The sequence below is a fragment of the Shewanella surugensis genome (assembly GCF_023284005.1).
Lineage (GTDB): Bacteria > Pseudomonadota > Gammaproteobacteria > Enterobacterales > Shewanellaceae > Shewanella > Shewanella surugensis.
The window spans coordinates 1-26,693 of the sequence record NZ_JAKIKS010000047.1; the positions used below are offsets into that span (position 1 = coordinate 1).

Sequence of the window (26,693 nt, forward strand, 5' to 3'; positions counted from 1 at the left end):
TACCGCTTCAAGAAAAAGACGATTATCTTTTGCGGTGACTCCACAATCAGTGGCTTTTCCTGGAAGCAGTGAATGAATTCGTCGCCACTGCTTATCGCTAATCATTTTACGGGACATATGAATTTCAAAGAGAAAAATTGTATCTTAATCAGCTAATCATGGCCAATTGTCAACGCCCCCTAGGGGCTGTTGATCTTTGGTGATGGAATTATGTCCAGAATAAACGTGTTTTAATCGAGGCGTAGAGGATGTAGCCTAGGATTCTAAGTAAATTCTTTACAACAAAGAGTAAAACACGTTTAGCTGGATCCTATGGACAGCGTCTGTGGCTCCTTTTTACTGCGTTATCGCTTATTTATGTAGAATAACTACATCACATAAGCTCTGCCTTGTATAAAGAAGCCACAGTCTGCTGCAGAATATAGTCACCAAAGATCAACAGCCCCTAGTCTTGATGTTGGTAATGCAATATTTTCCCTTTAAAGGGATGAGATAAATAGTGACTATTTTTAGGTAGGTGTTGGGTGTGAGAATAATTAAGCAGGGTCATTTGTTTACTAAAGGCGGCATGATTACCTCGGCCAGGATCGACAATAATGACTTCACAATGCGGATTAGCATGTCGATGAATAAATGCTGATAGCAATGTGATATGTTCTTTTTCATAGAGGAGGTCGCTGCCAATGATGAGATCAAAGGTGCCCAATGTGTCTTTTTGATTATTCCAATTTGTGCGTAAGAAAGGGATGTCGCCACTTTGGTTGAGTTTTATATTTTCCTGAAGAAAACGTTCTGCCTCTGGGTGATAATCGGTTGCGGTAATATTGGCATTGAGTCTTTTTAATAAGACACTGGATAGGGCTATGCCACAACCTACTTCTAAAATACGTTTGTTATGAATGGAAAAGTGTTCCATTTCATGTGCCAATATTTGAGATGAGTCCCAAATAACCCCGAATAAAGGCCATTGGGCAGAAGATATCCCTAGGGCTTTTGCTTCGCCTTGAGGATCATCAAATTGATTTCTGTCTTTTAACGTGCGTAAGTGTATGTCTATATTATCAAATTCAAGTGTTTGGTAGCGTAGGCTGCATGCGGTCATATTGTCTCTCGATATGTGAGAATGGGCAAGGCTGCAAACGTGAGGGAGTTCTTGCTATTTCAACTATTAATAATAGAGGGATATTGAATAACTTCCAAATCCTTTGGGGATCCAGTTGTATTTAAGAGTGTGAAGACTATGCTTAATTGAATAGTTTGTATTTTATTCGGGTACGATTTTTTTATGATGAAGTAAGTTTGCGGATTACTCTTCTTTGTGATGTTTTCAGCCTCTTCTCTTGCTGAATGTCCCCTTTCCGATTTTGATAAACCAGCCATTGTGTTGGGGATGTCAACTGCATTGAGTGGGCCTGCACAATATTTAGGCGAGTCGATGCGAGATGGCGTTCAAGCTTATTTTAATAAAATTAATTGTTTAGGTGGAGTCCAAGGGCGAGAGATTAAACTCATTATTCGAGATGATGGTTATCAATCTAATGCGGCATTAATGAATGTTAAAAAACTGATACTCGGCACTAAAACTGGACACTCAATTAAACGACTTTTTGCTGTTCATAATTTAGTGGGCTTTGATACCCAATTGCACTATGCCTTCTTGTTCGATTATAACCAACTTCAATGTATTCGAAGACAGCATGATGCATCTCGTCATGAGTCATTATGGGTTCATATTGGATAGCTTCAACTTTGAGTGAAGGGAAGAAACTCTCAGCAACAGCGTTGACGCTCCTATGTCAACACCCGTCGAGAATTAGCGAGATTTCGACATATAATCGGAAATAATTCTCTGACAATATATCGTTTCAAACATCGCTGAATTTCTTTAACCGTTAGCCCTTCTGTTGTTCTTTTCTCTGTATATTGTATCGTTCGAGCATGAATTCAAAACGTGCTATTTTTGATTTTTCGCGAAATAGGTGGTCGCCTTTTTTAATATAGCTAAATCCTCTGCTTGCTCCGAAAGTTGACGTTTAAGCTTAGCGACTTCGGCGGCAAGCTGGGCTTCCCTCTGGCTAGTGCTTGCTTTCACGCCAGCTATAGATTTGTGATTCATGAATACCCCGTTCTTTTGCGGCTTTGGGAACCCCGTTTCTTTCAGCTAAAGCAAGTGCTTCTTTCTTGAACTCATCTGTGTGGATTTTGCGTATTGTCTTTAATCATCATATTATACCTCGGTTAGTGATTTTACTCACTTAGCCGAGTGTCCGAAAGTACTGCTAGGGATCAGTTATTTATGTTTACTTTAATGGTTTTTTGGTGATTCCTTTCATTTTTTGACGACTTTATTTTTATTTTTTCTTAAATTTTATCCATAAAGGGGAAATTAAAATGAGACTTAGGTTATGATTACATCATGATCTTTTTGCCCATGATTTTTTATGTTATCCATTCAACATTTGATTAGTGATTTAACGCCTTTACTTCAGCAATATGGTTATTTATTACTGGGACTCGCTATTGCGGCAGAAGGGATGGGGATACCTGCACCCGGTCAGTCTTTATTAGTGGTGGCGAGTATTTTATCTTCATCGGGGCAAATGTCCTTATCTTTAACATTAACGGTTGCAGGCAGTGGTGCATTTTTGGGTAATGCCTGTGGTTATTGGATTGGACAGCAATGTGAGCATATATTGATTAGAAGAAAGTGGCTGTCCGATAAAACGCTACAAAAGAGCCATAATTTCATTGAACGATATGGTATTTGGGGCTTACTCATGAGCCGATTTATTGAGGGGTTTAAGCAGATCATGCCACTCGCTTGTGGTATTGCTAAAATGCCTTTCAAAGAATTTTTAGTGGGTAATGTTTTAGCGGTAGCCATATGGCTCACTGCATTTGGTGTGGCGCCAGCCTACCTTTATGAGAAGCGAGGATCCCTGCTTGCATTTTATCATCACTATGCCGTTATCACGTGGTTTGTTGTTACTGGAGCTATTATTGCGAGTATATTGATCTTTATTCGTTTATACCAAAAAAAAGCCATGAAAGAGAGTAACTGATGCATGAATGTGTTATTAAACGGTTTGGGATCACAGTTTTTTTAATGGATGGGGAATATATTTCTGTTGGCAAGCTCCGCAGCGCTGACGTAGCGGGTTGTGCTGAAGCAAGGTGATGTTTATGGGGGTTTCACAGTCTGAGCACAAACCATATAGGCCCATTTCTAATTGACACCAAGCCGCATCCAGTTGAATTAACTTTTGATAAAGAGGATGCGTGTCATTTAACGTTTCAGCCATCAATGGGATAAGTCGGCTTAAGGTGTGGGTTTGTAAATTGAAATGGGCCACATTGTGGGGCAAAAAACGTTGTGCTTGGGTTTTTAAGCCAATTTCTATCGCTGCTAGTGTGTCTGCAATATTATCTGCCATATTTACCTCATATTTTTAAATCAGTACGCATAGGAGTCAGTGTACGGGGTTAAAAAAATCAGGTTATGACTGAGATCAATTCTCAGTCATGTTTTTATTATGATTCGAGTGCTCGGTGAGCTTGCTCTAATGCACTAACGATATCGGTTGTGGTTTTATGGACTCTAAGTTGGCGAAAAAGCTGATCGGCTTCATGATATTGTCGATTGAGATAGGTAAACCATTGTTTAATTCGGCCTGGGTAATAATCACTCTTTCTTCCCGCTAACTCTTTTTTTGTATATTCAAGCATTAATTGTAAGCTTTGTTTCCAATGATATGGGGCTTCATTATGTTTTATACTTGCGGCTAAATTGGGTAATGAAATAGCGCCACGCCCAACCATAATATTGTTGCAATTGGTGACTTGCATGCATTTTAGTGCATCTTCACGATTCCATATTTCTCCATTAGCAATAATAGGAATGGGTAATTCTCGATTGATTTGAGTGATATATTCCCAATAGGCTGGTGGTTTATAGCCATCGGCTTTACTTCTTGCATGTACGGCGATTTCTGTTGCCCCAGCTTCATAAATGGCATGGGCATTTTCCAAATAAAGTGATTTGTCTTCATAGCCTAAACGTATTTTTGCCGTCACAGGATGTCCAATAGGCACGGCTTGTCTCATGGCTTTTACGATACGATAAAGTTGTTCTGGGTATTGTAATAGTACAGCGCCGCCTTTACTTCGATTAACGGTTTTAGCGGGGCAACCAAAATTAGCATCAACGCCATGGGAGCCTAATTCAATGGCTTTAATGGCATTTTCGGCCATCCAGTTTGGCTCTTGACCTAATAACTGCACTCTTATTGGGGTACCAGATAACGTTTTACCCTCATTGAGCAGTTCGGGGCATAAACGGTGAAAGACCTTATCGGGTAATTGTTGATCGATAATTCGAATGAACTCAGTGACCATCAAATCATATGGATTAATCGCGGACAAGATTTCACGCATTAAATTATCTACGACACCTTCCATCGGCGCTAAAATGACACGCGGTGTATTGGTTACTGCATTCACTATTAATCCGCTTAAATAAGAAATAAAACGGCGGCATTCTACCTTAACTTGTTGTCGATCCCCAAGCACCTTTCTGTCACTTGGGGATCTCGGTGTCATATAGAAGTGCTTTAGTAAGTAACATTTGCGCCTTAAAAGTTGCGTAATATTGTTTTATAAGCCATAAGTGAAATACTGGTGAAAACATTGAAATTTTATTGTAAGTTGTAGGGTCTCTTAACGTAAGCCGACATTATTTGGCCGTTGGTTACCTAAAAAATTGCTATTACTCAATGGAAAGGAATGGATTATGAAATTAGCTAAAAAGACTGCTGTCACTCTTGCTGTAGGTTCTGTCGTGATTGGAGCCGCTCTCGTGTCCACAGCTAACGCGAATATATTTGGTTTTAATGAATTGAAATCAGGTTATCAAATTGCTGCTGATGAAGGTGAAGGAAGTATTAAAGCTGAAGCTCAAGACCAAGCCGAAGCTGAAGCTGAAGCGCAAGGTGCGCCAATGCCTGCGCCTGATGCTAAAAACAGCAAGGAAGGTAAGTGTGGTGAAGGTAAATGTGGCGAAGATAAGAGCAAAGCTAAAAGCAAAGCTAAAAGCAAAGAAGGCTCATGTGGCGGCGATAAGGTTAAGGGTAAAGAAGGCAAATGTGGCAGCGATAAAGCTAAGGGTAAAGAGGGTTCATGTGGCAGCGACAAGACTAAGGGCAAAGAAGGATCATGTGGTGAAAACATGTAGTCGTGTTTAATCGTTGACTGTAACAAGATCAGTGTTAACTGATCTTGTTTGTTTTAAGGACTAAAGAGGTATTGAATAATGCTCACTGATGCCAAGGTTGGACTCGGGCTAAGACGAGAAATGCTGGATGAATTTAATCACTTTGTACCTGATGATATTCATTTTTTTGAAGTGGCACCTGAAAATTGGATGAAATTAGGGGGGCAGTTTCAAAAGCCGTTTCGGGCGTTGACTGAGCGATACGAGTTTTATACTCATGGTTTATCTTTGTCTATTGGTGGTCCTGAAAAATTGGATGTTGCTTTTGTTAAAGAGGTCAAACAATTTTTAGATTTACATCAGATAAAGATTTATTCAGAGCACTTAAGCTATTGCTCTGGTCTTGGGCATTTATATGATTTGATGCCGATCCCTTTTACTCAAGAAGCCGTCTTTCATGTGGTCGAACGAGTAAAGCAAGTACAGGATATTATTGAGCGTCCGCTTATTCTTGAAAATGTGTCTTTTTATGCCGCTCCCAGTGCCGAAATGACAGAACTCGACTTTATTAAAGCCGTATTAGCGGAAGCTGATTGCCAATTATTACTCGATATTAATAATATTTATGTGAATTCAGTGAACCACGGTTATGATGCGCGTGAGTTTTTAAAGGCGATCCCTCATCGTTACATTGCCTATTTACATATTGCCGGCCATTACCAACAAGAAGAAGATCTGATCATCGATACTCATGGTGCCAATATAACGGATCCTGTTTGGACATTGTTGAAAGAATGCTATGACATTCACGGTGTCTTTCCGACCTTGCTTGAGCGTGATTTTAATATCCCTAAGACTGAAGAGTTATTAATAGAGATCAAAAAAATCAAGCAATATCAAAATGCAGGGATTGACTTTCATCACTTATCCAGGAGTGCTTAATGTCATTTATCGAAGTACAACAAACGTTTATGGATTACATTCGTGATCCCTCAAGTCCGTTACCGGATGGGGTTAAGATTGAGCGAATGGGAGTATATAGAGAACTCTTTTTTAATAATATTAGTAGTTTTGTTTCCAATGCTTTCCCTGTTTTAAAAAGTTTATATTCTGAGTCTCAATGGCTTGAATTAGTGCAATATTTTTTTAAATATCATGATTGTCAGTCTCCCTTATTTACTGAAATAGCACACGAATTTTTATTATTTTTACAACATGAATACGTGTTGGAGAAGACTGACCCTCCTTTTATTTTGGAATTGGCCCATTATGAATGGCTTGAGTTAGTTGTCTCTATTGAGCCTGATAACCCTGACCAAAGATTAGTTGGTCATGATCAAATTGCTTCCGCTCATTTGTGTTTATCCGCGTCGGCTAAAGTGGCGCAGTATGCTTATGATGTCCAGCATATTAGCCCTGATTATCAACCAGTGAGCCCTGCTCATCATCCTCAATTTTTTTGCGTTTACCGTGACGAAAATAATGAGGTTAACTTTTTTGAATTAACGCCATTAACCGCTCAATTGTTAGGCTATTTATCTCAGTTCGAAAGTTTAACCATTCAGGCGCTTTATGTTTGGTTAACACAGACTTTTACTATGATGGATCCTGAAACATTGCGAGAAGGTTGCCTCGACATGTTAATGCAATTAAGGAGTAAAGGGATCATTTGTGAGTATACTGGCGATATCTAAGCCCATTGAAAACGGGCACTTTCAATGGGTTTGGGTATAACACTTTCTATCTATGTCACTAGCCTTTATAATGCATACAAAAATTGATCTAGATCAATCTCTAGGCGTGTATCAATGTAGAGGATGTTATGGAAAAGCCTTTTAAAGATCCCTTCAATATATTTCACTTTATTGGATTTATTTTAGTGTTGCTGATCCCAACACTCCCTGCCAGTTTATCTTGGTTAAAAATGAACGGATTCCTATAATCTTATTATAGGAATAAGCGTTAAAGGTTAATGGCCACTCAATTTGAGTGGCTTTTTTATTGTCAGTAACCCATGATTTATAGAATAGTGTTAATATCAGTTTTGTTTATTTTGGGATTGACTCAGGATTGGATTTAGCAATTGGGGGTAATATGGGCATCACTCGTGGATTCTTTTTAATTATAGGTTTGTTAAGCTTATTACTTGGGATGATAGGGATTGTTTTACCTTTACTGCCAACGGTTCCTTTTATTTTATTGTCGGCTTATTGTTTCGCCCGCTCGAGCCAACGCTTACACCAATGGTTGATGACACACCCTTGGTTTTCAGATGCACTGGTTAATTGGCAAGAAAATAAAGCGATCCGTAAGGGGTTAAAGAAAAAAGCGTATATTGTGAGTCTATTGAGTTTTAGTGTGAGCATTTTCTTAGCGCCTATTTTATGGGTGAAAATCTTTTTGTTTTTTATTGCTATTTGTTTGTTTTACTATTTAAAAAGTGTGCCAGAAATAGAAGATGAGGCTTGAAAAGGAGAGGATTATTAGCATTTTTTTATGTTGCTTGGTTGCAACGAGCGGCAAAGGAGCTTAAGCTTTCCTCTGATTTTACACTTTAATGACATTTGTGTGAGTGGATTTTGATCTATTTCACTTTTTGAATGCGTTAATCTTAGTTAAGAAAAGAAATCGATTCATGAATACTGAAAGTTTAGCGGTTATAAAAAACAGCATTAAAACCATTCCTGATTATCCAAAACCCGGCATTTTGTTTAGAGATGTAACTAGCTTATTGGAAGATCCTGTTGCATATCAAGCCACAATGGCTTACTTAGTTGATCTGTATCAAGATCAAGGTTTTACTAAAGTCATTGGCACTGAAGCCCGTGGTTTCTTATTTGGAGCGCCGCTTGCGTTAGCCTTAGGCATTGGTTTTGTTCCTGTACGTAAGCCGGGTAAATTGCCTCGTGAGACTATTTCTGAAAGCTATGAATTAGAATATGGACAAGATGTGCTTGAAATCCATACTGATGCCATTAATGCTGATGATAAAGTGCTCGTGATCGACGATTTGTTGGCCACTGGTGGAACGATCGAAGCGACCGTTAAACTCATTCGTCGTTTAGGGGGTCAAGTGGCTCATGCTGCTTTTGTTATTTCTCTTCCTGATCTGGGTGGTGAAAAACGTCTCGAAGCGATGGGATTAGAACTCGTTAAGCTGTGTGAGTTTGAAGGCGAGTAAACACTTTTTATTCGTGACTGAGTGATCTTGATGAGTGGTTTTTAAAAACCACTCTTTTTCATTGGACTTAAGAATACTCAACTTCAGTCCAATTAGGAGTCGTCAAGTGATTTGGGTGTAGTAACTCTATGCCTTGCATGCTATTGTCGCATTATGTGAGGAGCCTGCTCCTAAAATCGATGACGTTAGATAGTAGGAAGTTTCATGTCATACCAGGTGTTAGCCCGAAAGTGGCGCCCTGCCAAATTTGAGCAAGTCGTTGGTCAGTCTCATGTTTTGCATGCGCTAACGAATGCTTTAACTCAGCAAAGATTACATCATGCATACCTATTTTCCGGTACTCGGGGAGTCGGTAAAACCAGTTTAGCACGATTATTTGCTAAAGGACTCAATTGTGAACAAGGTGTCACTGCTGAACCTTGTGGCGTGTGTGGCAGTTGTGTTGAAATCGCTCAAGGGCGATTTGTTGATTTAATCGAAGTGGATGCCGCATCAAGAACCAAAGTCGATGATACCCGTGAATTACTGGATAATGTGCAATACAGGCCGAGTCGTGGCCGCTATAAAGTTTACCTGATCGATGAAGTGCATATGCTCTCTCGGAGTAGTTTTAATGCATTATTAAAAACGCTGGAAGAGCCCCCTGAACACGTTAAATTTTTATTAGCGACAACCGATCCTCAAAAATTACCCATAACAGTACTGTCCCGTTGTTTGCAGTTTAATTTAAAAAGCATTGCGCATGCGGACATTGTCACGCAACTGACGCATATTTTAACGGAAGAGTCTTTAGCCTTTGAAGAACAAGCATTAACATTAATCGCGAAGTCGGCTAATGGCAGTATGCGTGATGCGCTCAGTTTAACAGATCAAGCGATTGCTTTTGGTGCTGGGCAAGTCATGTTGTCGCAAGTGCAAACGATGTTAGGCAGTATTGATGAACATCATGTCATCAATTTATTGAGTGCATTGATCAGTGGTGATATCGCTCAAGTGATGCAAGTGACTCATGATGTCCTGTCTTTTGGCGCCGATGCCGATGAAGTCCTGAGAGGATTACTTGAATTACTTCATCAGATCACTTTAACGCAATTTGCGCCCGCTGCGGCGCAGTTATCGTTAAATAGCGATAAAATTCTTACTTTTTCAAATGAACTCAATGCTGAACAGGTTCAGCTTTATTATCAAGTCTTGCTGACGGGTCGTAAAGATCTCACTCATGCACCGGATCCTAAGTCAGGTTTAGAGATGGCACTATTACGTGCCGTTACTTTTGTCCCTGATTCGCCCATTACACGTTGGGAAGGGAGTCAGGATAGTAGCAAAGCGGATAAACCCAGTGTGCTAGAGAGGCGAACCGATCCCAGAGACACGGCGTCAAAAGGCATCGGTTCAAATGGTATCAGTTCGAAAAATATCAGTCCCAAAGAGGCTTCTTCTCAAGATGTTAATTCAAATGAAGTCAGCTTAAAAGATGTGTCAATATTCCCTCCGGAGGTCATGTCAGTTCAAGAGCTTGGATCAAATCTAAGGGGACCTCAGCTCAACGGAGATGTGAAAGATCTACTTTCTCTTGAGACTGACTCTTCACTTGAAGATGACACGGCTCATACTGAAGATGCTTTAGAAGCTATGCCGGCTGATTTACATGCTGAAATGGCATTAATAGTGAGTCAAGCGCAGAGTCAGGGGGCCGATTTTGATTTGATCCCTATTGAAGCGATCCAAGAGTCTATTCAAGAGACATCGGCAGAAGATATTCAGGCTTTTTCTGATGTTGACAGCCTTGAGGCTATCAACAGCCCTGAGCTTATCAATTACCCTGAGCCTATCAAGAGTGCTGATTATATTGAGAGTGAACAAGCTCATTTGCATGCTGAAGTGCGCGAGATTATTCAAGAGCAAGCACAAGAGGACTCGTTAGTGTCATCGCTTCCTTCATCAGCTATGAAAATGACGGGGGTGGGGTCTCCAGAACGTCATGTAGAACAGCCTGCTTTAAGTGAAACGCGTCCTATTATTGGTGATGATATTTTAGATGCTGTTCTGGCCGCCAGAGAATCATTATTAGCCTCTTCTGAAAAAGAAAAGGCGGCTAAAGAGACTGGAAAAAAGCCTAATTTAGCACGAACGATACCTCAGAAAAAGAGTGGCAGAAAAAGAGAACTTGAGGCGAGTGAAGCCTTAACGAAAGCTCAAGATGTAGGGATGTCATCATCAAGAGAAGCCTCTATGGCGGGTACTCACCTTGTGACAGCTCCATCTGTAGCAGTCGAAATGGCATCGGTTGACATTCATCATATTGAGTCGTCTAACGGGCAGGACTTAGGCATGACTACGTGTCTGCAGCGTTCTGATGATAGACCTCCGTGGGAGTCGCCGACAGTTGATGAACTCAAATCACCAGCGCAGAGCTCACCGATGATTGTGCCAAGTCAGGTGTCAGACGCTTCTGGAAGCAGCGAACCAGTGCCTTCTTCTGTTGTGATTCAAGAGCCGCGTCAAGCGATCCCCATTGAAGTGGCCCGTATGGCCACGCCTCTGAGTGGCGATCGCCGAGATTTGTTATGGTATAAATTTATGGCGTTACTGGATGTAGGGGGACGAGTGAGACAATTAGCCGTTAATTCAGTGTGTCATCAATTTAGCACGCTTATTCATTTACAGTTAAAACCCGATCAGAAGCATTTGTGCGCCGATGTAGCGATTACACAACTAGAAGAGGCTATCGCCAAGATTTTAGGTTGCCGTGTGCCGTTATCTGTTGAGATCGGTATTGATCCGACGAGAGAAACGCCGCTTGAAGTACGCAAGCGTTTTCATCAAGAGTTGCTGAACGATGCCCAACAAGATTTAATTTATGATGAGAATATTCAGTGGTTAATTAATAATATGCAGGCGCAGCTTCAACTCGATACGTTGGCTTATTCGCCGCCGTTATTAACCGAAAAAAGCAATAGTATTGAATTATTGACCCTTGAGAATTTTGATAAGTTGTCAGTCGCGTAATGATGATAGTGAATGTGTTATTGCTAATCAGGCTTATTTCAGTAAAATTGATCCACTTTATCCGGTTGTTCGCAACCTTTAATTGAAGAGAAAATACGTATGTTAGGAAAAGGCGGTATGGGCAACTTGATGAAGCAAGCCCAAATGATGCAAGATAAAATGGCCAAAGTGCAAGAAGAGATTGCACGTATGGAAGTGACGGGTGAAGCAGGAGCAGGCCTCGTTAAAGTGACCATGACAGGTTCACATAACGTGCGTAAAGTCGATATTGACCCCAGTTTGTTTGAAGATGATAAAGATATGCTAGAAGATCTGATTGCCGCGGCTTGTAATGATGCTGTTCGTCGTGTTGATGATAATCAAAAAGAAAAAATGGCTGCCGTTACCGGAGGCATGCAGTTGCCACCGGGCATGAAAATGCCATTTTAATTAGCCGATGAAATTTAGCCCATTGGTTGATGAACTAATCCAATCATTGCGTTGTTTACCTGGCATTGGACCAAAGTCTGCTCAACGTATGGCTTTCCAGTTATTAGAGCGTGATAGAGTTGCGGGGACAAAGTTAGCCAACACGTTGGCACAAGCCATGCTTGATGTGGGACATTGTCAGTCTTGCCGAACTTTTACTGAAGATGCATTATGCCCGATTTGTGTGAGTCATAAACGTGGCCATGCGAATGTGCTTTGTGTGGTGGAAACCCCTGCAGATGTGCTGGCCATTGAAGCCGGTGGCCATTTTAATGGGCGTTATTTTGTCTTATTAGGCCATTTATCTCCGCTTGATGGTGTTGGACCTGAAGAGCTAGGTTTGAACTTACTTGAAAAGCAATTAGCGGACGGGGGAATATCAGAGCTTATTTTAGCGACGAATCCCACGGTTGAAGGGGATGCGACTGCACATTTTATTGCTGATATTGCGAGACACTATCAGGTTTCAGTGAGTCGTATTGCCCATGGTGTTCCCGTGGGAGGTGAGCTTGAATATGTCGATAGTACTACTTTAGCGTTGTCTTTTAATGGCCGATTACCGCTGTAGTTGAGATTAAGCTTTATTAATCCACCCAACTAGTTTGGTATTGAGATTGCTTTATATTTTGATATATATCGCCTTTGACAGCTAGAACGAGATTAAAAAATCCAGTAATGCACGGCATTACTGGATTTTTTTTGCCAATTAGCCTTGGATTTACTTTTACCCCTTGAAATGCTTTTTTATAACCCCATCTTTAATGTCATAACATACTTTATATTCGTTTAGCGATTTAACCGGAGCATTTCATGTCTCAACAAGAAACCCATGGCTTTCAAACTGAAGTCAAACAATTACTCCATTTGATGATCCATTCTTTATATTCCAATAAAGAAATTTTCTTACGTGAATTGGTCTCTAATGCAGCCGATGCTGCAGATAAGTTACGCTATGAAGCGTTGACTCAAGATGATCTTTACGAAGGTGACGGTGAATTGCGTGTGCGTATTAGCACGGATAAAGAAGCGGGTACCATGACCATTGAAGATAATGGTATTGGTATGACACGCGATGATGTGATTGAACATTTAGGCACGATTGCTAAATCAGGTACGGCGGATTTTTTCAAAAATCTTTCAGGTGATGAGTCGAAAGATACCCAACTTATTGGTCAGTTTGGTGTCGGTTTTTATTCCTCATTTATAGTCGCTGATAAAGTGACCGTTCGCACGCGCGCAGCGGGTCACAGTGCGAGTGAAGGCGTGTTGTGGGAGTCGGCGGGTGAAGGTGACTTTACTGTTGAGACCATTGAAAAAGCCAGTCGCGGAACCGTAATTACCTTGCATTTACGTGAAGAAGAAAAAGAGTTCGCCGATGATTATCGTTTGCGCTCTATTATCACTAAGTATTCCGATCATATCTCAGTGCCGGTAGAAATGTATAAAGAAGGCACGCCTGAGCAAGAAGGTCCTGATGGTCCTGAAGGTGAAAAAATCCCTGCGGTAGAAGGTGCTTGGGAACCGATGAACAAAGCCACCGCGCTTTGGACTCGTAATAAAAGTGATATTACGGATGAAGAATATCAAGAATTTTATAAGCATATTTCTCATGATTATAGCGATCCATTAAAGTGGAGTCATAATCGTGTTGAAGGTAAGCAAGAGTACACTAGCTTGCTTTATTTGCCAGCGAAAGCCCCTTTTGACATGTGGAATCGCGATCGTAAACATGGCTTAAAATTATTTGTACAGCGTGTGTTTGTCATGGACGATGCCGAGCAATTTATGCCGAGCTATTTACGTTTTGTACAAGGTTTGATTGATTCAAATGATTTACCGCTTAATGTGTCACGTGAAATTTTACAAGATAATAAAGTGACCACGTCACTGCGCACCGCCGTCACGAAACGTGTATTGGGTATGCTTGAGAAATTGGCCAAAAATGATGCTGAAAAATATCAAAGCTTCTGGGGTGAATTTGGCCAAGTGCTAAAAGAAGGCCCAGCGGAAGATTTTGCCAATAAAGAGCGTGTTGCCGCGTTATTACGTTTTGCATCGACTGAAGGCAAAGGTTCAGCTGAAACGGTTTCACTCACCGATTATGTCAGTCGGATGCAAGAAGGTCAGGACAAGATTTATTATATTGTTGCTGATAGCTATGATGCTGCCGCCAATAGCCCTCATTTAGAATTACTGCGTAAAAAAGGCATCGAAGTGTTATTGATGTCAGAGCGTATTGATGAGTGGTTAGTGAGTCATTTAACTGAGTTTGATGGTAAGAAACTTCACTCTGTGACGCGTGGTGATCTTGAGCTGGGCTCACTTGAAGATGAAAATGAAAAAGAAGCGCAAGAAAAGCTAGAGACTGAATCTGCACCGTTAATTGAGCGCGTAAAAACGGCATTAGGCGATAAAGTGTCTGGTGTTAAAGTGACAACACGCTTGACTGACACACCTGCGTGTGTCGTTGCCGCTGAAGATGATATGTCAACGCAAATGATGAAGATGATGCAAGCTGCTGGACAGGCTGTACCTGAGTCTAAGCCAGTATTTGAGCTTAATCCTGAGCATCCATTAGTGGCTCGTCTTAATGAGGAACAGGCTGAAGATGTGTTTGTTCAATGGTCAGAGCTATTGTTGCAACAAGCTTTATTATCTGAGAAAGGCAGTCTTGCTGATCCCTCCGCTTTCATCAAATTGATGAATGGAATGTTAATGGCTAACCTGAAATAGTCACTGAATTGAGGCAGATAATCTGCCTCTTTTTTGTTTATCGATAGCTAAGTAACTTAGTGATAAATTAGGTTTTCTGGGTATAATCGTTAATATGAAAAATAGTGATGGTATTGTTCTATCGCCTATTTTAACACGAAGAAAAGATGTAAGCGTAAAGGAAGAATATGGATACTGTTCTGGAATTGACCAAAGAGAATATACAAGAAATTGTTGATGCTTCAATGCAGCAGGTTGTGGTGTTGGGGTTTTGGGCCGAACAGAGTCCTGAAAGTGTCGATTTAGGACAAGTGTTAACGCACATTGCGCAGCAACAAGCAGGGCGATTTATTCTTGCAAGGATCAATTGTGAAATTGAAATTGAAATTGCCAATTATTTTCAAGTTCAGAATTTACCTACTACGCTCATTTTGCATGAAGGAAAGCCAGTCGATGGTTTTTCGGGAGTCAAAGACACTGCAGAAATTTTACAGTTGTTGGATCAGCATTTACCGCCGCAGTGGCAATTAGCGTTAAATGAAGCTAAAACCTTATTGGCTGAACAAGATTGGCACAATGCGCTTCCTTTATTAAAACGGGCTTTTGATGAAAACCCGATTGCAGAAGTGTCATTGGTTTATTGTGATGCACAATTAATGGCTGGGGAGCTTATTGAGGCTGAAAGTTTATTAGATTCTGTAGGGCTTGCTGATCAAGATGGTTATTATCAAAGTTTGAAAGCCAAGCTAGCACTGGCTTTAGAAGCGGCTGATACGCCAGAAATTCGTCTATTGCAGAGTGCATTCGATAACAATCCCGATAATATAGAAGCCATCATTAGCTTAGTCAAAGCCTTGCATCAAGCCAGTCGTAATGAAGAGGCGTTAGCCTTGATTTTTGAGCCGCTTAAAAAAGACGTCAATGCTGGAAATGGTGACGTTAAACACGTTTTTCTTGAAATATTAACGGCATTAGGTCAAGGTCATCTTTTAGCGAATCAATATCGACGTAGACTGTATACTTTACTTTATTGATACGCATTTTTATCTGTATCTTGAATGATTGAACCCAATAAAAGCGCTTCATAATTGTCGCCAATTATGCGAAGATCGTGTTCCATAATCACAATGTGCAATGCAGAGGAAGAGTTTAAATGCGTATTATGCTGTTAGGTGCCCCAGGTGCAGGTAAAGGTACTCAAGCCCAATTTATCATGGAAAAGTACGGTATTCCTCAGATCTCGACGGGTGATATGTTACGTGCAGCGGTAAAAGCCGGTACTCCATTGGGCTTAGAAGCAAAAAAAGTCATGGATGCGGGTCAATTAGTCTCTGATGATTTGATTATTGGTTTAGTCAAAGAGCGCGTCGCTCAAGATGATTGTGATAAAGGTTTTCTACTTGATGGATTTCCTCGCACCATTCCTCAAGCAGATGCGATGGCTGAAAGTGGTATTGCATTAGATCATGTGATTGAAATCGACGTGCCTGATGAAGATATCGTCGCACGAATGGGGGGACGTCGCGTGCATCCGGGCTCTGGCCGTGTATATCATGTTGTTTTTAACCCTTCTAAAGTTGAAGGACAAGATGATGTGACGGGTGAAGCGTTAGCTATTCGTCCCGATGATGAAGAAACAACGGTACGTAAACGTCTTGCTATTTATCATGAGCAAACAAAGCCACTGGTTGAATACTACACCCAAGTTGCGGCGAATAGCCATGTGACTTATGACAAGTTTGACGGCAGTCAATCGGTTGCACAGGTGAGTGAACAAATAGTGACTGCACTCAGTTAACCTGTCGGGTTATTGTTTACGCTAGCTTTCTCAATTTTTGATCAGGCTCACTTTTTGTGAGCCTGATTTTTTATATCCACATATTTAGTCAGACTATTTTCTTGCTAATATAAGCGATAGTTGACCGTGGTAATAAAATGCGTCAATCTCGATATCGATCCCTGTCGTTAGCGAGTGATTTTTTGATAAGTTAAACGGTAAAATACTGATGTGTAAATTTGAGTATTTGTTTTAAGCAAATTTTTCTAATGACCTTTAGCAAGGAAGCTGAATAAAGAGAGCTCTATATGAAGTTTCCTGGTAAACGTAAGTCTAAGCACTACTTTCCTGTTAATAATCGTGATCCCATATTGGCTCAGCTGATCCAACAGCCTAGACATTTTTCGACTTATATTGCTGGGATCGATCAAACTTTGGTTGATATTGAAGCCAAAGTCGAAGATGAATTATTACAGCGCTATAGCTTGGTTAAAGGGAACTCAACCCTGATTGATGATGATACGGCTCATGCTTTGTACACTGAGTTAAAACAAAAAGCGCTGATCAGCGATGAATTTGCAGGGGGAACGATAGGTAATACGGTGCATAATTATTCGATATTGGCTGATGATAGATCGGTATTATTTGGCGTTATGAGCAAGAATATCGAAATTGGTAGTTATGCGTATCGTTATTTATGTAATACCTCATCAAAAGTTGATTTAAATTACTTACAGCCTGTTGATGGGCCCATTGGCCGCTGTTTTACGCTGATCTCTGAATGTGGAGAACGCACTTTTGCTATCAGTAAAGGTGCAATGGATAAATTAACGCCAGATTATATCGATAAAGATATCGTACAAGGTAGCTCAGCGTTAATTTTGACAGCCTATCTCATGCGGGCTAGCGGCGAAGATCAAATTACTCAAGCGGCAATAAAAGCCATCGAATATGCGAAGGCGGCGGATGTGCCTGTGGTGTTAACATTAGGGACTCGCTTTTTAATCGAAGAAGATCCAGCGTGGTGGCAAAATTTTATTACTGAACATGTGACTATCTTGGCCATGAACGAAGATGAAGGTGAAGCCTTAACGGGCTTTAAAGATCCTTTATTAGCCAGCGAGGCGGCGTTAAATTGGTGTGATATGGTGCTAACCACAGCGGGTCCATTGGGTCTTTATACCGCGGGTTATACCGAAGAATCAGAAAAACGAGAAACGGGTCATTCATTATTGCCTGGTGCCATTCCTGAGTTCAATCGTTATGAGTTTTCAAGACCTAAATTAAAACAAGATTGTGAAACACCCATGAAAGTGTATGCGCATATCTCACCTTATATGGGCGGACCTGAAAAAATTCGTAATACTAATGGTGCTGGCGATGGCGCGTTGGCGGCATTGTTACATGACTTGTCATCCAATACCTTTCATCGTCAAATTGTCCCAGGTTCGAGTAAGCATACTCGAGATGGCTTATGTTATTCTTCTTTTTCTCAAATTTGTAAGTATGCGAATCGAGTGGCTTATGAGGTGCTGGCGCAACATAGTCCAAGACTCTCTAGAGGCTTACCCGAAAAAGAGGACAGTTTAGAAGAGAGCTACTGGGGACGTTGATCTTATTTGAATAACATGACGTCGAAGCGACACTTATTTTCATTCAAGAATAAAAAAGCGTCCCAATGGGACGCTTTTTTATTGCGTTGAATAAGCCGTTATATGGAGCTTATTCAAACAGGCTACTTATCTTTATCGTGAACATGAATTTGTTCCTGGAAGCTCTTAGCAGGATGCCCTGCTATAGGTGAATTAAACACCTCTTCATTAAATTCATTTTCAGACTTAGCAATCACAATTGTCGCCACAGTGTCACCGGTGACATTGACTGCTGTACGAACCATATCCAGTAATCTATCGACGCCGATAATAAGGGCAATCCCTTCAACGGGTAGACCGACTTGATTGAGTACCATGGCGAGCATGATAAGCCCAACACCGGGGACACCCGCTGTTCCAATAGAGGCTAATGTCGCTGTGATAACCACCATCGCATAATCAGTAATGCTTAAATCAATACCGAATACTTGAGCAATAAAGACTGTTGCGACGCCTTGCATAATCGCCGTACCATCCATATTAATGGTGGCACCTAATGGTAAGGTAAATGACGCGACTTTATTATGTACGCCTAATCGGTGCTCAGCGGTCTCAATGGTCACGGGTAAGGTGGCATTTGAACTGGCTGTACTGAAGGCAAATAGTTGTACATCGCGCATTTTTCGGATGAAAGTGATGGGGCTTAAGCCTGAGAAAACTTTTAGAAGTGTCGGGTAAACAACAAAGCCATGGATAAGAAGGACGAGCAATACAACAAAGAAATATTGAATGACACTCCTAAAATCCTCTAAGCCTAATGTGAGAGCAAGTTTTGCCATTAAGGCAAATACACCATAAGGAGCAAGTTGCATGATTAAGGTTACCACTCGCATGATGACTTCATTTAAATCTTCAAACAAAGCGACGACACGTTTACCTCGCTCACCAATATGAGAAATGGCGAAGCCGAAGATGACTGCAAAGATAATAATCTGCAGCATATTGCCTTCACTCATGGCTCTAATGGGGTTTGTTGGTACAATATTAATAATAACTTGAGATAAACTTGGCGCTTGTCTTACGTCAAAATGCATACCTTCAGCGACTAAGCTGGCATTACCAGGATGGATCACAATGGCAATGAGTATGGCCATACATAAAGCAATGGCGGTGGTGAAGAGATAAAAAGCGATGGTTTTACCGCCTAGGCGGCCTAATTTAGAGGGTTCGCTTAATGAGCAGGTACCGCAAACCAGAGAAATAAAGACCAGAGGAACAACGAGCATTTTTAGACCAGAAATGAAGATAGTTCCGATGACATTTAAGAAGCCATCAGTCATATATTCTTTAATGAAATCACTTTCTGGGAATAGATTTCGTAGCAGGAGTCCAAGGGCAATCCCAGTCACCATGCCAAGCAGTATCTTACTGGTCAGGCCGAGCTTTCTTGTTTTAGTCGTAGCCATATTGCTTCCTTTATAATTTTTATGGAGCTAATTGTGCATGCCTTTTAAATGTAGCGTTAAAGCCTAACAAGAAAGCGCTGAGGATGAAACGTTTAGTAAGCTTACAGTCAGCTTCAAAGAATAGAAAAGTTAAATAATTACGCGTTTATCATATTGATAAGCTTTATAGTTGCCAAAGTGTTATTTAAAGGTTAGATTTTGTAGTTGAATTGGTTGTTCGACGGTTGTTCGACGGTTGTTCGACGGTTGTTCCAAAGTTGTTCTTAAGTTGTTTGTATTGTGATCAAACTAACAAAGGAGCTGACAATGAAGTCAGTTATACACTTGTTTATTGCCGTATTTTATTGCTTTTTTATACTGGGTTGTGGCGGGGGAGGCAGCTATGAAGAAGAGTCAGATGATCCTACCGCTGAAGAAATTTATAGTATCTCTGTGTCTATTTCCCAGCAAGACATTTCAGCGGCAATCCCTGCGACCGTCACTGCAACGGTGAGTAGTTCAAAAAGAGGCTTGCTTGAAAATGAACTAGTCACATTTAGTTTAAATGAGCTGACATTAGGCTCGTTTGAACCGGTAACCGGCACGGCGATTACCGATGCCAATGGTCAAGCACAGGTCCAGTTGTTGACTTCTAATATACAAGGATCAGGTTTGGTCTCTGCCAGTATCTACAGTCAACTTGGTGTTAATGCGACTCAAAGCTTTACTATGCTCGGAGACGGGGGAGTGGTAGGAGAAACTCAAATTGTTGCCAGTTTGGTGGATGCTGCTGGCAATCTCCTTGAGAGTATTTCAACCAAGCAAGCAGGAAAATTAACAGCGGTGGTGACAGGCAGCACAGAGCCGGTGATCGTGTATTTCACCACTGGAAAAGGCGAGATTCCCATTGGTACTGCAGTGACTGTCGATGGCGTCGCCATGGTTGATATTTATGCAGGCGCTGATTTGGGCGCAGGCTATGCTAGGGCTAGCATTAATGAAAATGTATATGATGAGGTTATTGTGGTGGTTGGCGCAACCAATGTATTCATGGGTTCTGGAGATTCTTTTACTGAAGGTGAGGCATTTGTGAGCCTTGATACGCTTGCGGCGGGTGGTACGGCGACAGTCAGTGTTGATATTATTGATGATGAAGGTAACGCTTTTACCGAGCCAGTAGAAGTGTCCTTTTCATCAGTGTGCAGCAGTTTCTCATCACCTAAGGCTGAGCTCAGTAGCCCTGTGATTGCCGTTAGTGGTAAAGCATCCAGTACTTATTTAGCTCAAGGCTGTGTCGGGGAAGATCCGATTAATGTCACCGCGAATGCGGGCGGACTCAATCTTGCTGCTAATGCAAGTATTTCAGTGCTAGCAGCGGCTAAAGGCAGTATTGTATTTGTGGGATTTGGAGATAATGGAGATGGAGATGGAGATGGAGATGGAGATGAAGATGAAGATGAAGAACCAAAATATCTTGCGATAAAAAATACTGGAGGAGCGGAATCTCTCGCGGTGGCGTTTCAGGTATTTGATGTCACTGGTTTGCCCATGAGTAATCAAGAGATCAGCTTTTTATTAAATACGGCTGTGGGGGGGATTTCCTTGTATCCAGTTACAGCGATGACAAATGGGGAAGGGATAGTCCAAACGACGCTCACCTCTGGTACCGTTGCGACGTCGATTAGGGTGACCGCTTATTTTGAAGATTATGATATTTCGGCTCAATCCAGCGAGTTAGTGATCACCACAGGAATTGCCGATCAAGACAGTTTTTCATTGAGTGCGTCTAATTACTCTCCTGAGGGCTGGAGCATCGACGGCATTGAAGTGAAAGTCACCGCTCGATTGGCTGATGCTTTTAATAATCCGGTACCAGATGGTACAGCAGTAACCTTTCGCTCTGAGGGTGGCTCCATTGATGATGCTTGTTTTACCACAAATGGCATGTGTTTTTTTGTGACATGGCGAAGTCAAGATGTGCGGCCTGATGGTGCATATTGGGGAGATCCGGTTCACCCAGCAGACAGTAATGGCTATTATGATGTTCAAGAATATTATGCTGATACTGATTTTGGTCAACCTATGGGGGGGAGAGTCACTATTACCGCTTTTACCATAGGTGAAGAGTCTTTTGCTGATACCAATGGTAATGGCCGCTTCGATGAAGATGAATATGATTTGTTCATTGATGGGCCCAATATTCAAGGTGACCCTTTTGATATGGCTGAGGCTTTTGAGGATTTCAATGAAGATGATGTTTTTAATCCGGAACAATCTGGTGGTGAAGATGGTGGGGAGTTAGAAGAATTGATTGATTTTAATAGTGATGGTTCATTTACTTTAGCTGATGGTTTGTATAATGGTGTGCTCTGTGCTTTAGAAGGTAATTCTTATTGTGGCTCGATTGCAGAGGGCACGGCATCTATTCATGTGAGAAAAAATATCGTTCTGGTGATGTCAGGCAGTACCGCTTATGCGTCAGAGCCCGTGATCACGGATAGTAACAGTGTACTTGATACTGGATCGCAAATTATGGATATTTATGCTGAGGAGATTGCCAGTTTACAGATGATAGTGTCCGATTTACATAATCAAACTCTGCCATCAGGATCTGTAATTAGCGTGAGTAGCTCTGTCGGTACATTAGCAACAGATAGTTCCATTATCGTGCAGGATAGAGGGCAGAATGGCACTGTGATTAATGCTTCTGTTACAGGAAGCATTTATGATGAATCAGGTAAGCTAGAGATAAAAGTGACCACACCAGAAAAAGTGGTCACTCAAGTGGCGAGTATCACGGTCAATATTACCCAAATACCAGCGCCCTAAATGGGTTAATGAAAGGCTTCAGCGTTAAGGTAAATAGCCTGTTTTGCTTAATGCTGACTATAAATATTTAACGCTGGAATTGATAAACACTGCCCAAATTCATAATTTGTGTGAGTTCATCCAGTGCGGTACGCGATTCAATAATCAGCTGCGGATCGGCTAAATCGTTAATGCTGAGTCGGTCACGATAATGCTTGTCGACCCAGATATTAAGTGTGGTAAATAAGCTGTCATTCATGAGTGTATTAGGATTGACCGCCGCCACTTCCACCGCATTCATCGCCACGCGTAAACGCAAACATGCCGGCCCACCGCCATTTTGCATGCTTTGCTTTACATCAAAATAATGCACCTGTTTAATCGGTGTACCTAATGTCACGACTTCATCTAAATAGGCTTTGACTGCGGGGTTTTCTGCACAATTTGTGGGGGCAATAATGGCCATTTCACCAGAGGGTAAGGTGATAATTTGCGTGTTAAAAAGGTAAGTACTCACTGCGTCTTGAATACTGACTTTATCGGTGGGAACTTCAATAAAGTGCAGTGGTCTATTACATGTTTGAGTAAACTTTTGTTGAATTTCAGCTAGCTTTTCTTGGGTGTTTAAAAAGGCTTGCTCATGATAGAAAAGTACATTTTGGTTGCCGACGGCAATCACATCATTGTGGAATACCCCTTGATCGATTACAGCGGGATTTTGTTGGATGAATATGGTTTGTGCGTCGTTAAGGCCGTGAGAGCGAGCAATGGCTTGAGACGCTTCTAAGGTCTGCCGTGCGGGGTACTTTTTAGGTTGTATACTGTTTGGGTTGGTGGCTTCACGGCCATAAACAAACAGCTCTAATCCTTTATGACCATAGTCGCCACAAAGGCGGGTATGGTTAGCCGCGCCCTCATCACCAAAACTGGCATGTTCGGGCAGATGTTGATGATGGCTGAAATAGCGGCTATCGTTAAAGGTAGCAGTAAGGATATGGCTGGTGGTGATAGGCTCAATACTACGATGTAATTTATCGACTAAATTTGCTGGGGTAAAATGCAGTTTATTGTCGAATGTGTCGCTACTAGGTGATACGGTGGCGGCATTGGCCGTCCACATGCTAGAAGCGCTACAGCAAGCATTGAGTAATAAAGGCGCTTGTTTGGCGGCTTTGGCAAGGACATCGGCATCTGAGCCACTAAAACCCATTCTGCGGAGTGTATAGAGATCGGGTCGTTCTTGAGGGGCAAGCATACCTTGAACTAAACCCAGTTGACCGATAGCCTTGGCTTTTTCTAACCCTTGCTTAGCGGCAGCTTTAGGATTAGAGCTGGCATCGGCATTGTTTAATGAGGCCACATTGCCAAATGACAAACCAGCATAGTTGTGAGTTGGACCAACAAGTCCATCAAAGTTCGCTTCAAAATGATCCATTGTATATCCTTTATTCTGCAGAGGCGGCTTTATATTTACCTAAGTGATCTTGCAATGAGCATGATCAGATCATGGCAGTATAGGCAGAAAACACGCTTAATAGCGCACAATATACACAAGGCGCTTAGGTTACAAGTTTGATAAATGTTACAGAAAAGGGCAATCTGAATTGAAATGCACTAAGAAGCCTCGCTTAATGACTAATCATGGAATATTAGTTTTTAAATACGCAGTATTATTTTTCATTATTTTTTGTGAAACGGTTAAAAAATGTTTCACTGATGCAAATAAAACAGGGTTCCACTTGAAAGTGTCTGCACAACACTCTATATATGGAGCCAATTTTCATGTTATTGAAACTGGTTGGCGCAAATTAATCTATGGGTAAATCGCTAGTTATTGTCGAATCACCGGCAAAAGCCAAGACTATTAACAAATATCTAGGCAAAGAATTCATCGTTAAGTCGAGTGTTGGACATATTCGGGACTTACCGACTTCTGCTAATACTGATACAAAAGTAGCCAGTAAATCACCTGCTGAAGTGAAAAAAATGTCAGCGGAAGATAAGGCAGAATATAAGAAAATCAAGGCACAGCAAGCTTTGATTGCACGCATGGGTGTGGATCCTAATAATAGCTGGAAAGCAAATTATCAGACGCTACCGGGTAAAGAAAAGGTGGTTAAAGAGTTACAAACATTAGCCGAATCTGCCGATCACATCTATCTCGCGACCGATTTGGATAGAGAGGGAGAGGCGATTGCTTGGCACTTGAAAGAAGTGATAGGCGGTGATGAATCACGTTATCAACGTGTTGTATTTAACGAAATCACAAAATCGGCTATTCAAGATGCGTTTAGTCAACCATCGACACTTAATACTAATATGGTTAATGCGCAGCAAGCGCGTCGATTTCTTGATCGTGTGGTCGGTTTTATGGCCTCACCTTTGCTTTGGAAGAAAGTCGCCAGAGGGCTTTCTGCGGGTCGAGTTCAATCGGTTGCAGTACGCTTAGTCGTTGAGCGAGAAAGTGAAATTAAAGCTTTTGTGCCGGAAGAGTTTTGGGATGTCCACGCTGATGTCCAAACACCTAAGCAAAAAATGTTAACAATGCAGGTCATGAAGTGCCAAGATAAGGCCTTTAGACCCGTCAATGAAGCAGAAGCACAAGCGGCAGTATCAGCGTTGTCTCAATCGTCATTTATCATTACTGCAAAAGAAGATCGAGCAACGCAAAGTAAGCCTTCAGCCCCCTTTATAACGTCCACCTTGCAACAAGCCGCGAGTACGCGCTTAGGTTTTGGGGTGAAGAAAACCATGATGATGGCGCAGCGTTTATATGAAGCGGGTCATATCACTTATATGAGAACCGATTCGACCAATCTTAGCCAAGAAGCACTCGATAATGTGCGTGAAATGATAGCTAAAGAATTCGGCGATAAATATCTACCCGATGCACCTTTGCGCTACGGCAGTAAAGAAGGGGCACAAGAGGCTCATGAAGCGATCCGTCCGTCTAACGTGAAAGTGGAATCTGCTTTGTTGTCGGATATGGAAAGAGATGCGCAGCGATTATATGAATTGATCTGGCGTCAATTTGTTGCTTGTCAAATGACACCTGCTCAGTACGATGCGACGCGTTTAACAGCAATGGCAGGCGATTATGAGCTTAAAGCGACGGGGCGCATATTGAAGTTCGATGGTTGGACTCGCGTACAAACGGCAATAAAGAAGAAAAATGAAGAAGATAACACCTTGCCTGCGGTGAATAAAGGTGATGTGTTGAACCTACAAGAGTTACTACCGAAACAACATTTTACTAAACCGTCTGCGCGTTTTAGTGAAGCATCTTTAGTGAAGGAACTTGAAAAAAGAGGCATTGGTCGTCCTTCCACTTATGCGACTATTATTTCGACTATTCAAGATAGAGGTTATGTCAAAGTTGAAAACCGTCGCTTTTATGCTGAGAAGATGGGGGAAATTGTCAGTGACAGTTTAGTGGGTAGTTTCCAAGAGTTGATGAGTTATGATTTTACCGCCAGTATGGAGCAAACATTGGATGATGTGGCTCAAGGTAAGCGGGAATGGAAACATGTACTGGATGGCTTCTATGAAGATTTTACCCAACAAGTAGAAAAAGCGGAACTGCCACCAGAAGAAGGCGGCATGCGTCCCAATGAGATGGTCTTGACAGATATTGAGTGTCCGACATGTTCACGTCAAATGGGGATCCGCACGGGTACCACAGGCGTATTTTTAGGCTGTTCGGGCTATGCCTTACCGCCAAAAGAGCGCTGCAAGACCACGCTAAATTTAACACCCGGTGAAGAAGCTATTAGTGAAAACAGTGAAGATGCTGAAACCGATGCATTAAGGGCTAAGCATCGATGCGGTATTTGTGGCACGGCGATGGACAGTTACCTTATCGATGAAAAGCGCAAATTGCATATCTGTGGTAACAACCCCACCTGTTCGGGTTATGAAGCCGAGCAGGGACAATTTAAAATTAAAGGCTATGAAGGCCCTATTTTAGAATGTGATCGCTGTGGACATGATATGGAGCTTAAAAACGGGCGTTTTGGTAAATACTTTGGCTGTACCAACAGCGACTGTAAGAATACACGTAAGTTACTTAAGAGCGGAGAAGCGGCGCCGCCAAAAGAAGATCCTATTCACTTACCTGATCTCAAATGCACTAAATCTGATGCGTATTTCGTGTTGAGAGATGGTGCGGCGGGTATATTTTTAGCGGCCAGTACTTTTCCCAAATCACGGGAAACTCGCGGTCCCTCGGTTGAAGAGCTCATTCAATACCGTGATCTGCTTTGGCCTAAGTATCAATACTTAGCCGATGCGCCAACACAGGATGATGACGGTAATTTAGCGACAGTACGTTTTAGCCGTAAGACAAAAGAGCAATACGTGGCAACTGATGTGGAGGGAAAGGCCACTGGTTGGATGGCAAAGTATATTGAAGGTAAATGGGTTGCAGAAGCGAAGAAAAAAGCCAAACCTAAAGCGAAGGCGAAAACCAAAGAATAGTTTTTGCTGAGTGTCT

Annotated in this window: 20 protein-coding genes and 4 pseudogenes; 16 read left to right on the forward strand and 8 right to left on the reverse strand. The window is 41.6% G+C overall.

Annotation, left to right across the window (positions count from 1 at the left end; translation table 11 throughout):
• Together L2764_RS28250 and L2764_RS12995 are read right to left on the reverse strand one after the other, a co-directional pair.
• Positions 1-117 (reverse strand): annotated as a pseudogene (locus tag L2764_RS28250) (IS5/IS1182 family transposase); the annotation flags it as partial.
• A gap of 328 nt (positions 118-445) precedes the next feature.
• Positions 446-1,102 (reverse strand): class I SAM-dependent methyltransferase, encoded by a 657-nt coding sequence (locus L2764_RS12995; RefSeq protein ID WP_248940688.1) that lies wholly within the window; start codon positions 1,100-1,102, stop codon positions 446-448.
• A 288-nt stretch (positions 1,103-1,390) separates the two neighbouring features.
• Here L2764_RS12995 and L2764_RS27750 point away from each other — a divergent pair.
• Positions 1,391-1,561, forward strand: a pseudogene (locus L2764_RS27750) (ABC transporter substrate-binding protein); the annotation flags it as partial.
• A 34-nt stretch (positions 1,562-1,595) separates the two neighbouring features.
• Here L2764_RS27750 and L2764_RS13005 read toward each other — a convergent pair.
• Both L2764_RS13005 and L2764_RS13010 read right to left on the reverse strand, forming a co-directional pair.
• Positions 1,596-1,784: pseudogene (locus tag L2764_RS13005) on the reverse strand (IS3 family transposase); the annotation flags it as partial.
• 147 nt (positions 1,785-1,931) lie between these two features.
• Positions 1,932-2,210: pseudogene (locus tag L2764_RS13010) on the reverse strand (transposase); the annotation flags it as partial.
• 231 nt (positions 2,211-2,441) lie between these two features.
• Between L2764_RS13010 and L2764_RS13015 the strand changes: the two are divergent.
• Positions 2,442-3,062, forward strand: a complete 621-nt coding sequence (locus tag L2764_RS13015; protein WP_248940689.1) for a DedA family protein — start codon at positions 2,442-2,444, stop codon at positions 3,060-3,062.
• Positions 3,063-3,092: 30 nt separating this feature from the next.
• Here L2764_RS13015 and L2764_RS13020 read toward each other — a convergent pair whose 3' ends face one another.
• Positions 3,093-3,434, reverse strand: a complete 342-nt coding sequence (locus tag L2764_RS13020) for a TraR/DksA C4-type zinc finger protein (RefSeq protein ID WP_248940690.1) — start codon at positions 3,432-3,434, stop codon at positions 3,093-3,095.
• A gap of 97 nt (positions 3,435-3,531) precedes the next feature.
• Positions 3,532-4,458 (reverse strand): tRNA-dihydrouridine synthase, encoded by a 927-nt coding sequence (locus L2764_RS13025; RefSeq protein ID WP_248940717.1) that lies wholly within the window; start codon positions 4,456-4,458, stop codon positions 3,532-3,534.
• 331 nt (positions 4,459-4,789) lie between these two features.
• Here L2764_RS13025 and L2764_RS13030 point away from each other — a divergent pair, with 331 nt between their 5' ends.
• The 12 genes from L2764_RS13030 to L2764_RS13085 all read left to right on the forward strand — a co-directional run bounded on the left by L2764_RS13030 (position 4,790) and on the right by L2764_RS13085 (position 17,969).
• Complete coding sequence (locus L2764_RS13030; protein ID WP_248940691.1) at positions 4,790-5,230, forward strand: HvfA family oxazolone/thioamide-modified RiPP metallophore; 441 nt, start codon at positions 4,790-4,792, stop codon at positions 5,228-5,230.
• Between the two features lie 78 nt (positions 5,231-5,308).
• The gene (locus tag L2764_RS13035; RefSeq protein ID WP_248940692.1) at positions 5,309-6,151 is read left to right on the forward strand and encodes an HvfB family MNIO-type RiPP peptide maturase; all 843 of its coding nucleotides are present in this window, start codon (positions 5,309-5,311) and stop codon (positions 6,149-6,151) included.
• Positions 6,151-6,903: an HvfC family RiPP maturation protein gene (locus L2764_RS13040; protein ID WP_248940693.1), complete on the forward strand. Its 753-nt coding sequence runs from the start codon at positions 6,151-6,153 to the stop codon at positions 6,901-6,903. The genes L2764_RS13035 and L2764_RS13040 overlap by 1 nt, the downstream gene beginning before the upstream one ends.
• A gap of 400 nt (positions 6,904-7,303) precedes the next feature.
• Positions 7,304-7,678: a YbaN family protein gene (locus L2764_RS13045; RefSeq protein WP_248940718.1), complete on the forward strand. Its 375-nt coding sequence runs from the start codon at positions 7,304-7,306 to the stop codon at positions 7,676-7,678.
• 166 nt (positions 7,679-7,844) lie between these two features.
• Positions 7,845-8,390: an adenine phosphoribosyltransferase gene (gene apt, locus L2764_RS13050; RefSeq protein WP_248940694.1), complete on the forward strand. Its 546-nt coding sequence runs from the start codon at positions 7,845-7,847 to the stop codon at positions 8,388-8,390.
• A 204-nt stretch (positions 8,391-8,594) separates the two neighbouring features.
• Entirely contained in the window at positions 8,595-11,399 is a 2,805-nt protein-coding gene (gene dnaX, locus L2764_RS13055; RefSeq protein WP_248940695.1) for a DNA polymerase III subunit gamma/tau, read from the forward strand.
• Positions 11,400-11,498: 99 nt separating this feature from the next.
• The gene (locus tag L2764_RS13060) at positions 11,499-11,828 is read left to right on the forward strand and encodes a YbaB/EbfC family nucleoid-associated protein (protein WP_248940696.1); all 330 of its coding nucleotides are present in this window, start codon (positions 11,499-11,501) and stop codon (positions 11,826-11,828) included.
• 7 nt (positions 11,829-11,835) lie between these two features.
• Positions 11,836-12,435 carry a recombination mediator RecR gene (recR, locus tag L2764_RS13065; protein WP_248940697.1) on the forward strand — a complete coding sequence of 200 codons (600 nt, stop codon included), beginning with the start codon at positions 11,836-11,838 and terminating at the stop codon, positions 12,433-12,435.
• Positions 12,436-12,677: 242 nt separating this feature from the next.
• Positions 12,678-14,600, forward strand: coding sequence for a molecular chaperone HtpG (gene htpG / locus L2764_RS13070; protein ID WP_248940698.1), 1,923 nt, complete (start codon positions 12,678-12,680; stop codon positions 14,598-14,600).
• Positions 14,601-14,767: 167 nt separating this feature from the next.
• Positions 14,768-15,613, forward strand: a complete 846-nt coding sequence (locus L2764_RS13075) for a tetratricopeptide repeat protein (RefSeq protein ID WP_248940699.1) — start codon at positions 14,768-14,770, stop codon at positions 15,611-15,613.
• A gap of 119 nt (positions 15,614-15,732) precedes the next feature.
• Positions 15,733-16,377: an adenylate kinase gene (gene adk / locus L2764_RS13080; protein WP_248940700.1), complete on the forward strand. Its 645-nt coding sequence runs from the start codon at positions 15,733-15,735 to the stop codon at positions 16,375-16,377.
• Positions 16,378-16,664: 287 nt separating this feature from the next.
• Complete coding sequence (locus tag L2764_RS13085) at positions 16,665-17,969, forward strand: inosine/guanosine kinase (protein ID WP_248940701.1); 1,305 nt, start codon at positions 16,665-16,667, stop codon at positions 17,967-17,969.
• Positions 17,970-18,091: 122 nt separating this feature from the next.
• Here the strand turns inward: L2764_RS13085 and L2764_RS13090 are convergent, their stop codons facing one another.
• Entirely contained in the window at positions 18,092-19,414 is a 1,323-nt protein-coding gene (locus L2764_RS13090; RefSeq protein WP_248940702.1) for a dicarboxylate/amino acid:cation symporter, read from the reverse strand.
• 306 nt (positions 19,415-19,720) lie between these two features.
• On the opposite strand from L2764_RS13090, the gene L2764_RS13095 reads away from it, so the two are divergent.
• Positions 19,721-22,222 carry an Ig-like domain-containing protein gene (locus L2764_RS13095; RefSeq protein ID WP_248940703.1) on the forward strand — a complete coding sequence of 834 codons (2,502 nt, stop codon included), beginning with the start codon at positions 19,721-19,723 and terminating at the stop codon, positions 22,220-22,222.
• A gap of 67 nt (positions 22,223-22,289) precedes the next feature.
• Here L2764_RS13095 and astB read toward each other — a convergent pair whose 3' ends face one another.
• The gene (gene astB, locus L2764_RS13100) at positions 22,290-23,636 is read right to left on the reverse strand and encodes an N-succinylarginine dihydrolase (protein WP_248940704.1); all 1,347 of its coding nucleotides are present in this window, start codon (positions 23,634-23,636) and stop codon (positions 22,290-22,292) included.
• 380 nt (positions 23,637-24,016) lie between these two features.
• Here astB and topA point away from each other — a divergent pair, with 380 nt between their 5' ends.
• Complete coding sequence (gene topA / locus L2764_RS13105; RefSeq protein ID WP_248940705.1) at positions 24,017-26,677, forward strand: type I DNA topoisomerase; 2,661 nt, start codon at positions 24,017-24,019, stop codon at positions 26,675-26,677.
• Positions 26,678-26,693: the final 16 nt, after the last annotated feature.

Bases quoted from the DNA above. Each gene is read 5' to 3' on its own strand.
- topA (WP_248940705.1), top strand. From the start codon at position 24,017: ATGGGTAAATCGCTAGTTATTGTCGAATCACCGGCAAAAGCCAAGACT.
- L2764_RS13025 (WP_248940717.1), bottom strand. From the start codon at position 4,458: ATGGAAGGTGTCGTAGATAATTTAATGCGTGAAATCTTGTCCGCGATT.
- L2764_RS13015 (WP_248940689.1), top strand. From the start codon at position 2,442: ATGTTATCCATTCAACATTTGATTAGTGATTTAACGCCTTTACTTCAG.
- L2764_RS13060 (WP_248940696.1), top strand. From the start codon at position 11,499: ATGTTAGGAAAAGGCGGTATGGGCAACTTGATGAAGCAAGCCCAAATG.
- L2764_RS12995 (WP_248940688.1), bottom strand. From the start codon at position 1,102: ATGACCGCATGCAGCCTACGCTACCAAACACTTGAATTTGATAATATA.
- L2764_RS13085 (WP_248940701.1), top strand. From the start codon at position 16,665: ATGAAGTTTCCTGGTAAACGTAAGTCTAAGCACTACTTTCCTGTTAAT.
- L2764_RS13040 (WP_248940693.1), top strand. From the start codon at position 6,151: ATGTCATTTATCGAAGTACAACAAACGTTTATGGATTACATTCGTGAT.
- apt (WP_248940694.1), top strand. From the start codon at position 7,845: ATGAATACTGAAAGTTTAGCGGTTATAAAAAACAGCATTAAAACCATT.
- L2764_RS13095 (WP_248940703.1), top strand. From the start codon at position 19,721: ATGAAGTCAGTTATACACTTGTTTATTGCCGTATTTTATTGCTTTTTT.
- L2764_RS13090 (WP_248940702.1), bottom strand. From the start codon at position 19,414: ATGGCTACGACTAAAACAAGAAAGCTCGGCCTGACCAGTAAGATACTG.
- htpG (WP_248940698.1), top strand. From the start codon at position 12,678: ATGTCTCAACAAGAAACCCATGGCTTTCAAACTGAAGTCAAACAATTA.
- L2764_RS13045 (WP_248940718.1), top strand. From the start codon at position 7,304: ATGGGCATCACTCGTGGATTCTTTTTAATTATAGGTTTGTTAAGCTTA.
- recR (WP_248940697.1), top strand. From the start codon at position 11,836: ATGAAATTTAGCCCATTGGTTGATGAACTAATCCAATCATTGCGTTGT.
- L2764_RS13020 (WP_248940690.1), bottom strand. From the start codon at position 3,434: ATGGCAGATAATATTGCAGACACACTAGCAGCGATAGAAATTGGCTTA.
- astB (WP_248940704.1), bottom strand. From the start codon at position 23,636: ATGGATCATTTTGAAGCGAACTTTGATGGACTTGTTGGTCCAACTCAC.
- L2764_RS13030 (WP_248940691.1), top strand. From the start codon at position 4,790: ATGAAATTAGCTAAAAAGACTGCTGTCACTCTTGCTGTAGGTTCTGTC.
- L2764_RS13075 (WP_248940699.1), top strand. From the start codon at position 14,768: ATGGATACTGTTCTGGAATTGACCAAAGAGAATATACAAGAAATTGTT.
- L2764_RS13035 (WP_248940692.1), top strand. From the start codon at position 5,309: ATGCTCACTGATGCCAAGGTTGGACTCGGGCTAAGACGAGAAATGCTG.
- dnaX (WP_248940695.1), top strand. From the start codon at position 8,595: ATGTCATACCAGGTGTTAGCCCGAAAGTGGCGCCCTGCCAAATTTGAG.
- adk (WP_248940700.1), top strand. From the start codon at position 15,733: ATGCGTATTATGCTGTTAGGTGCCCCAGGTGCAGGTAAAGGTACTCAA.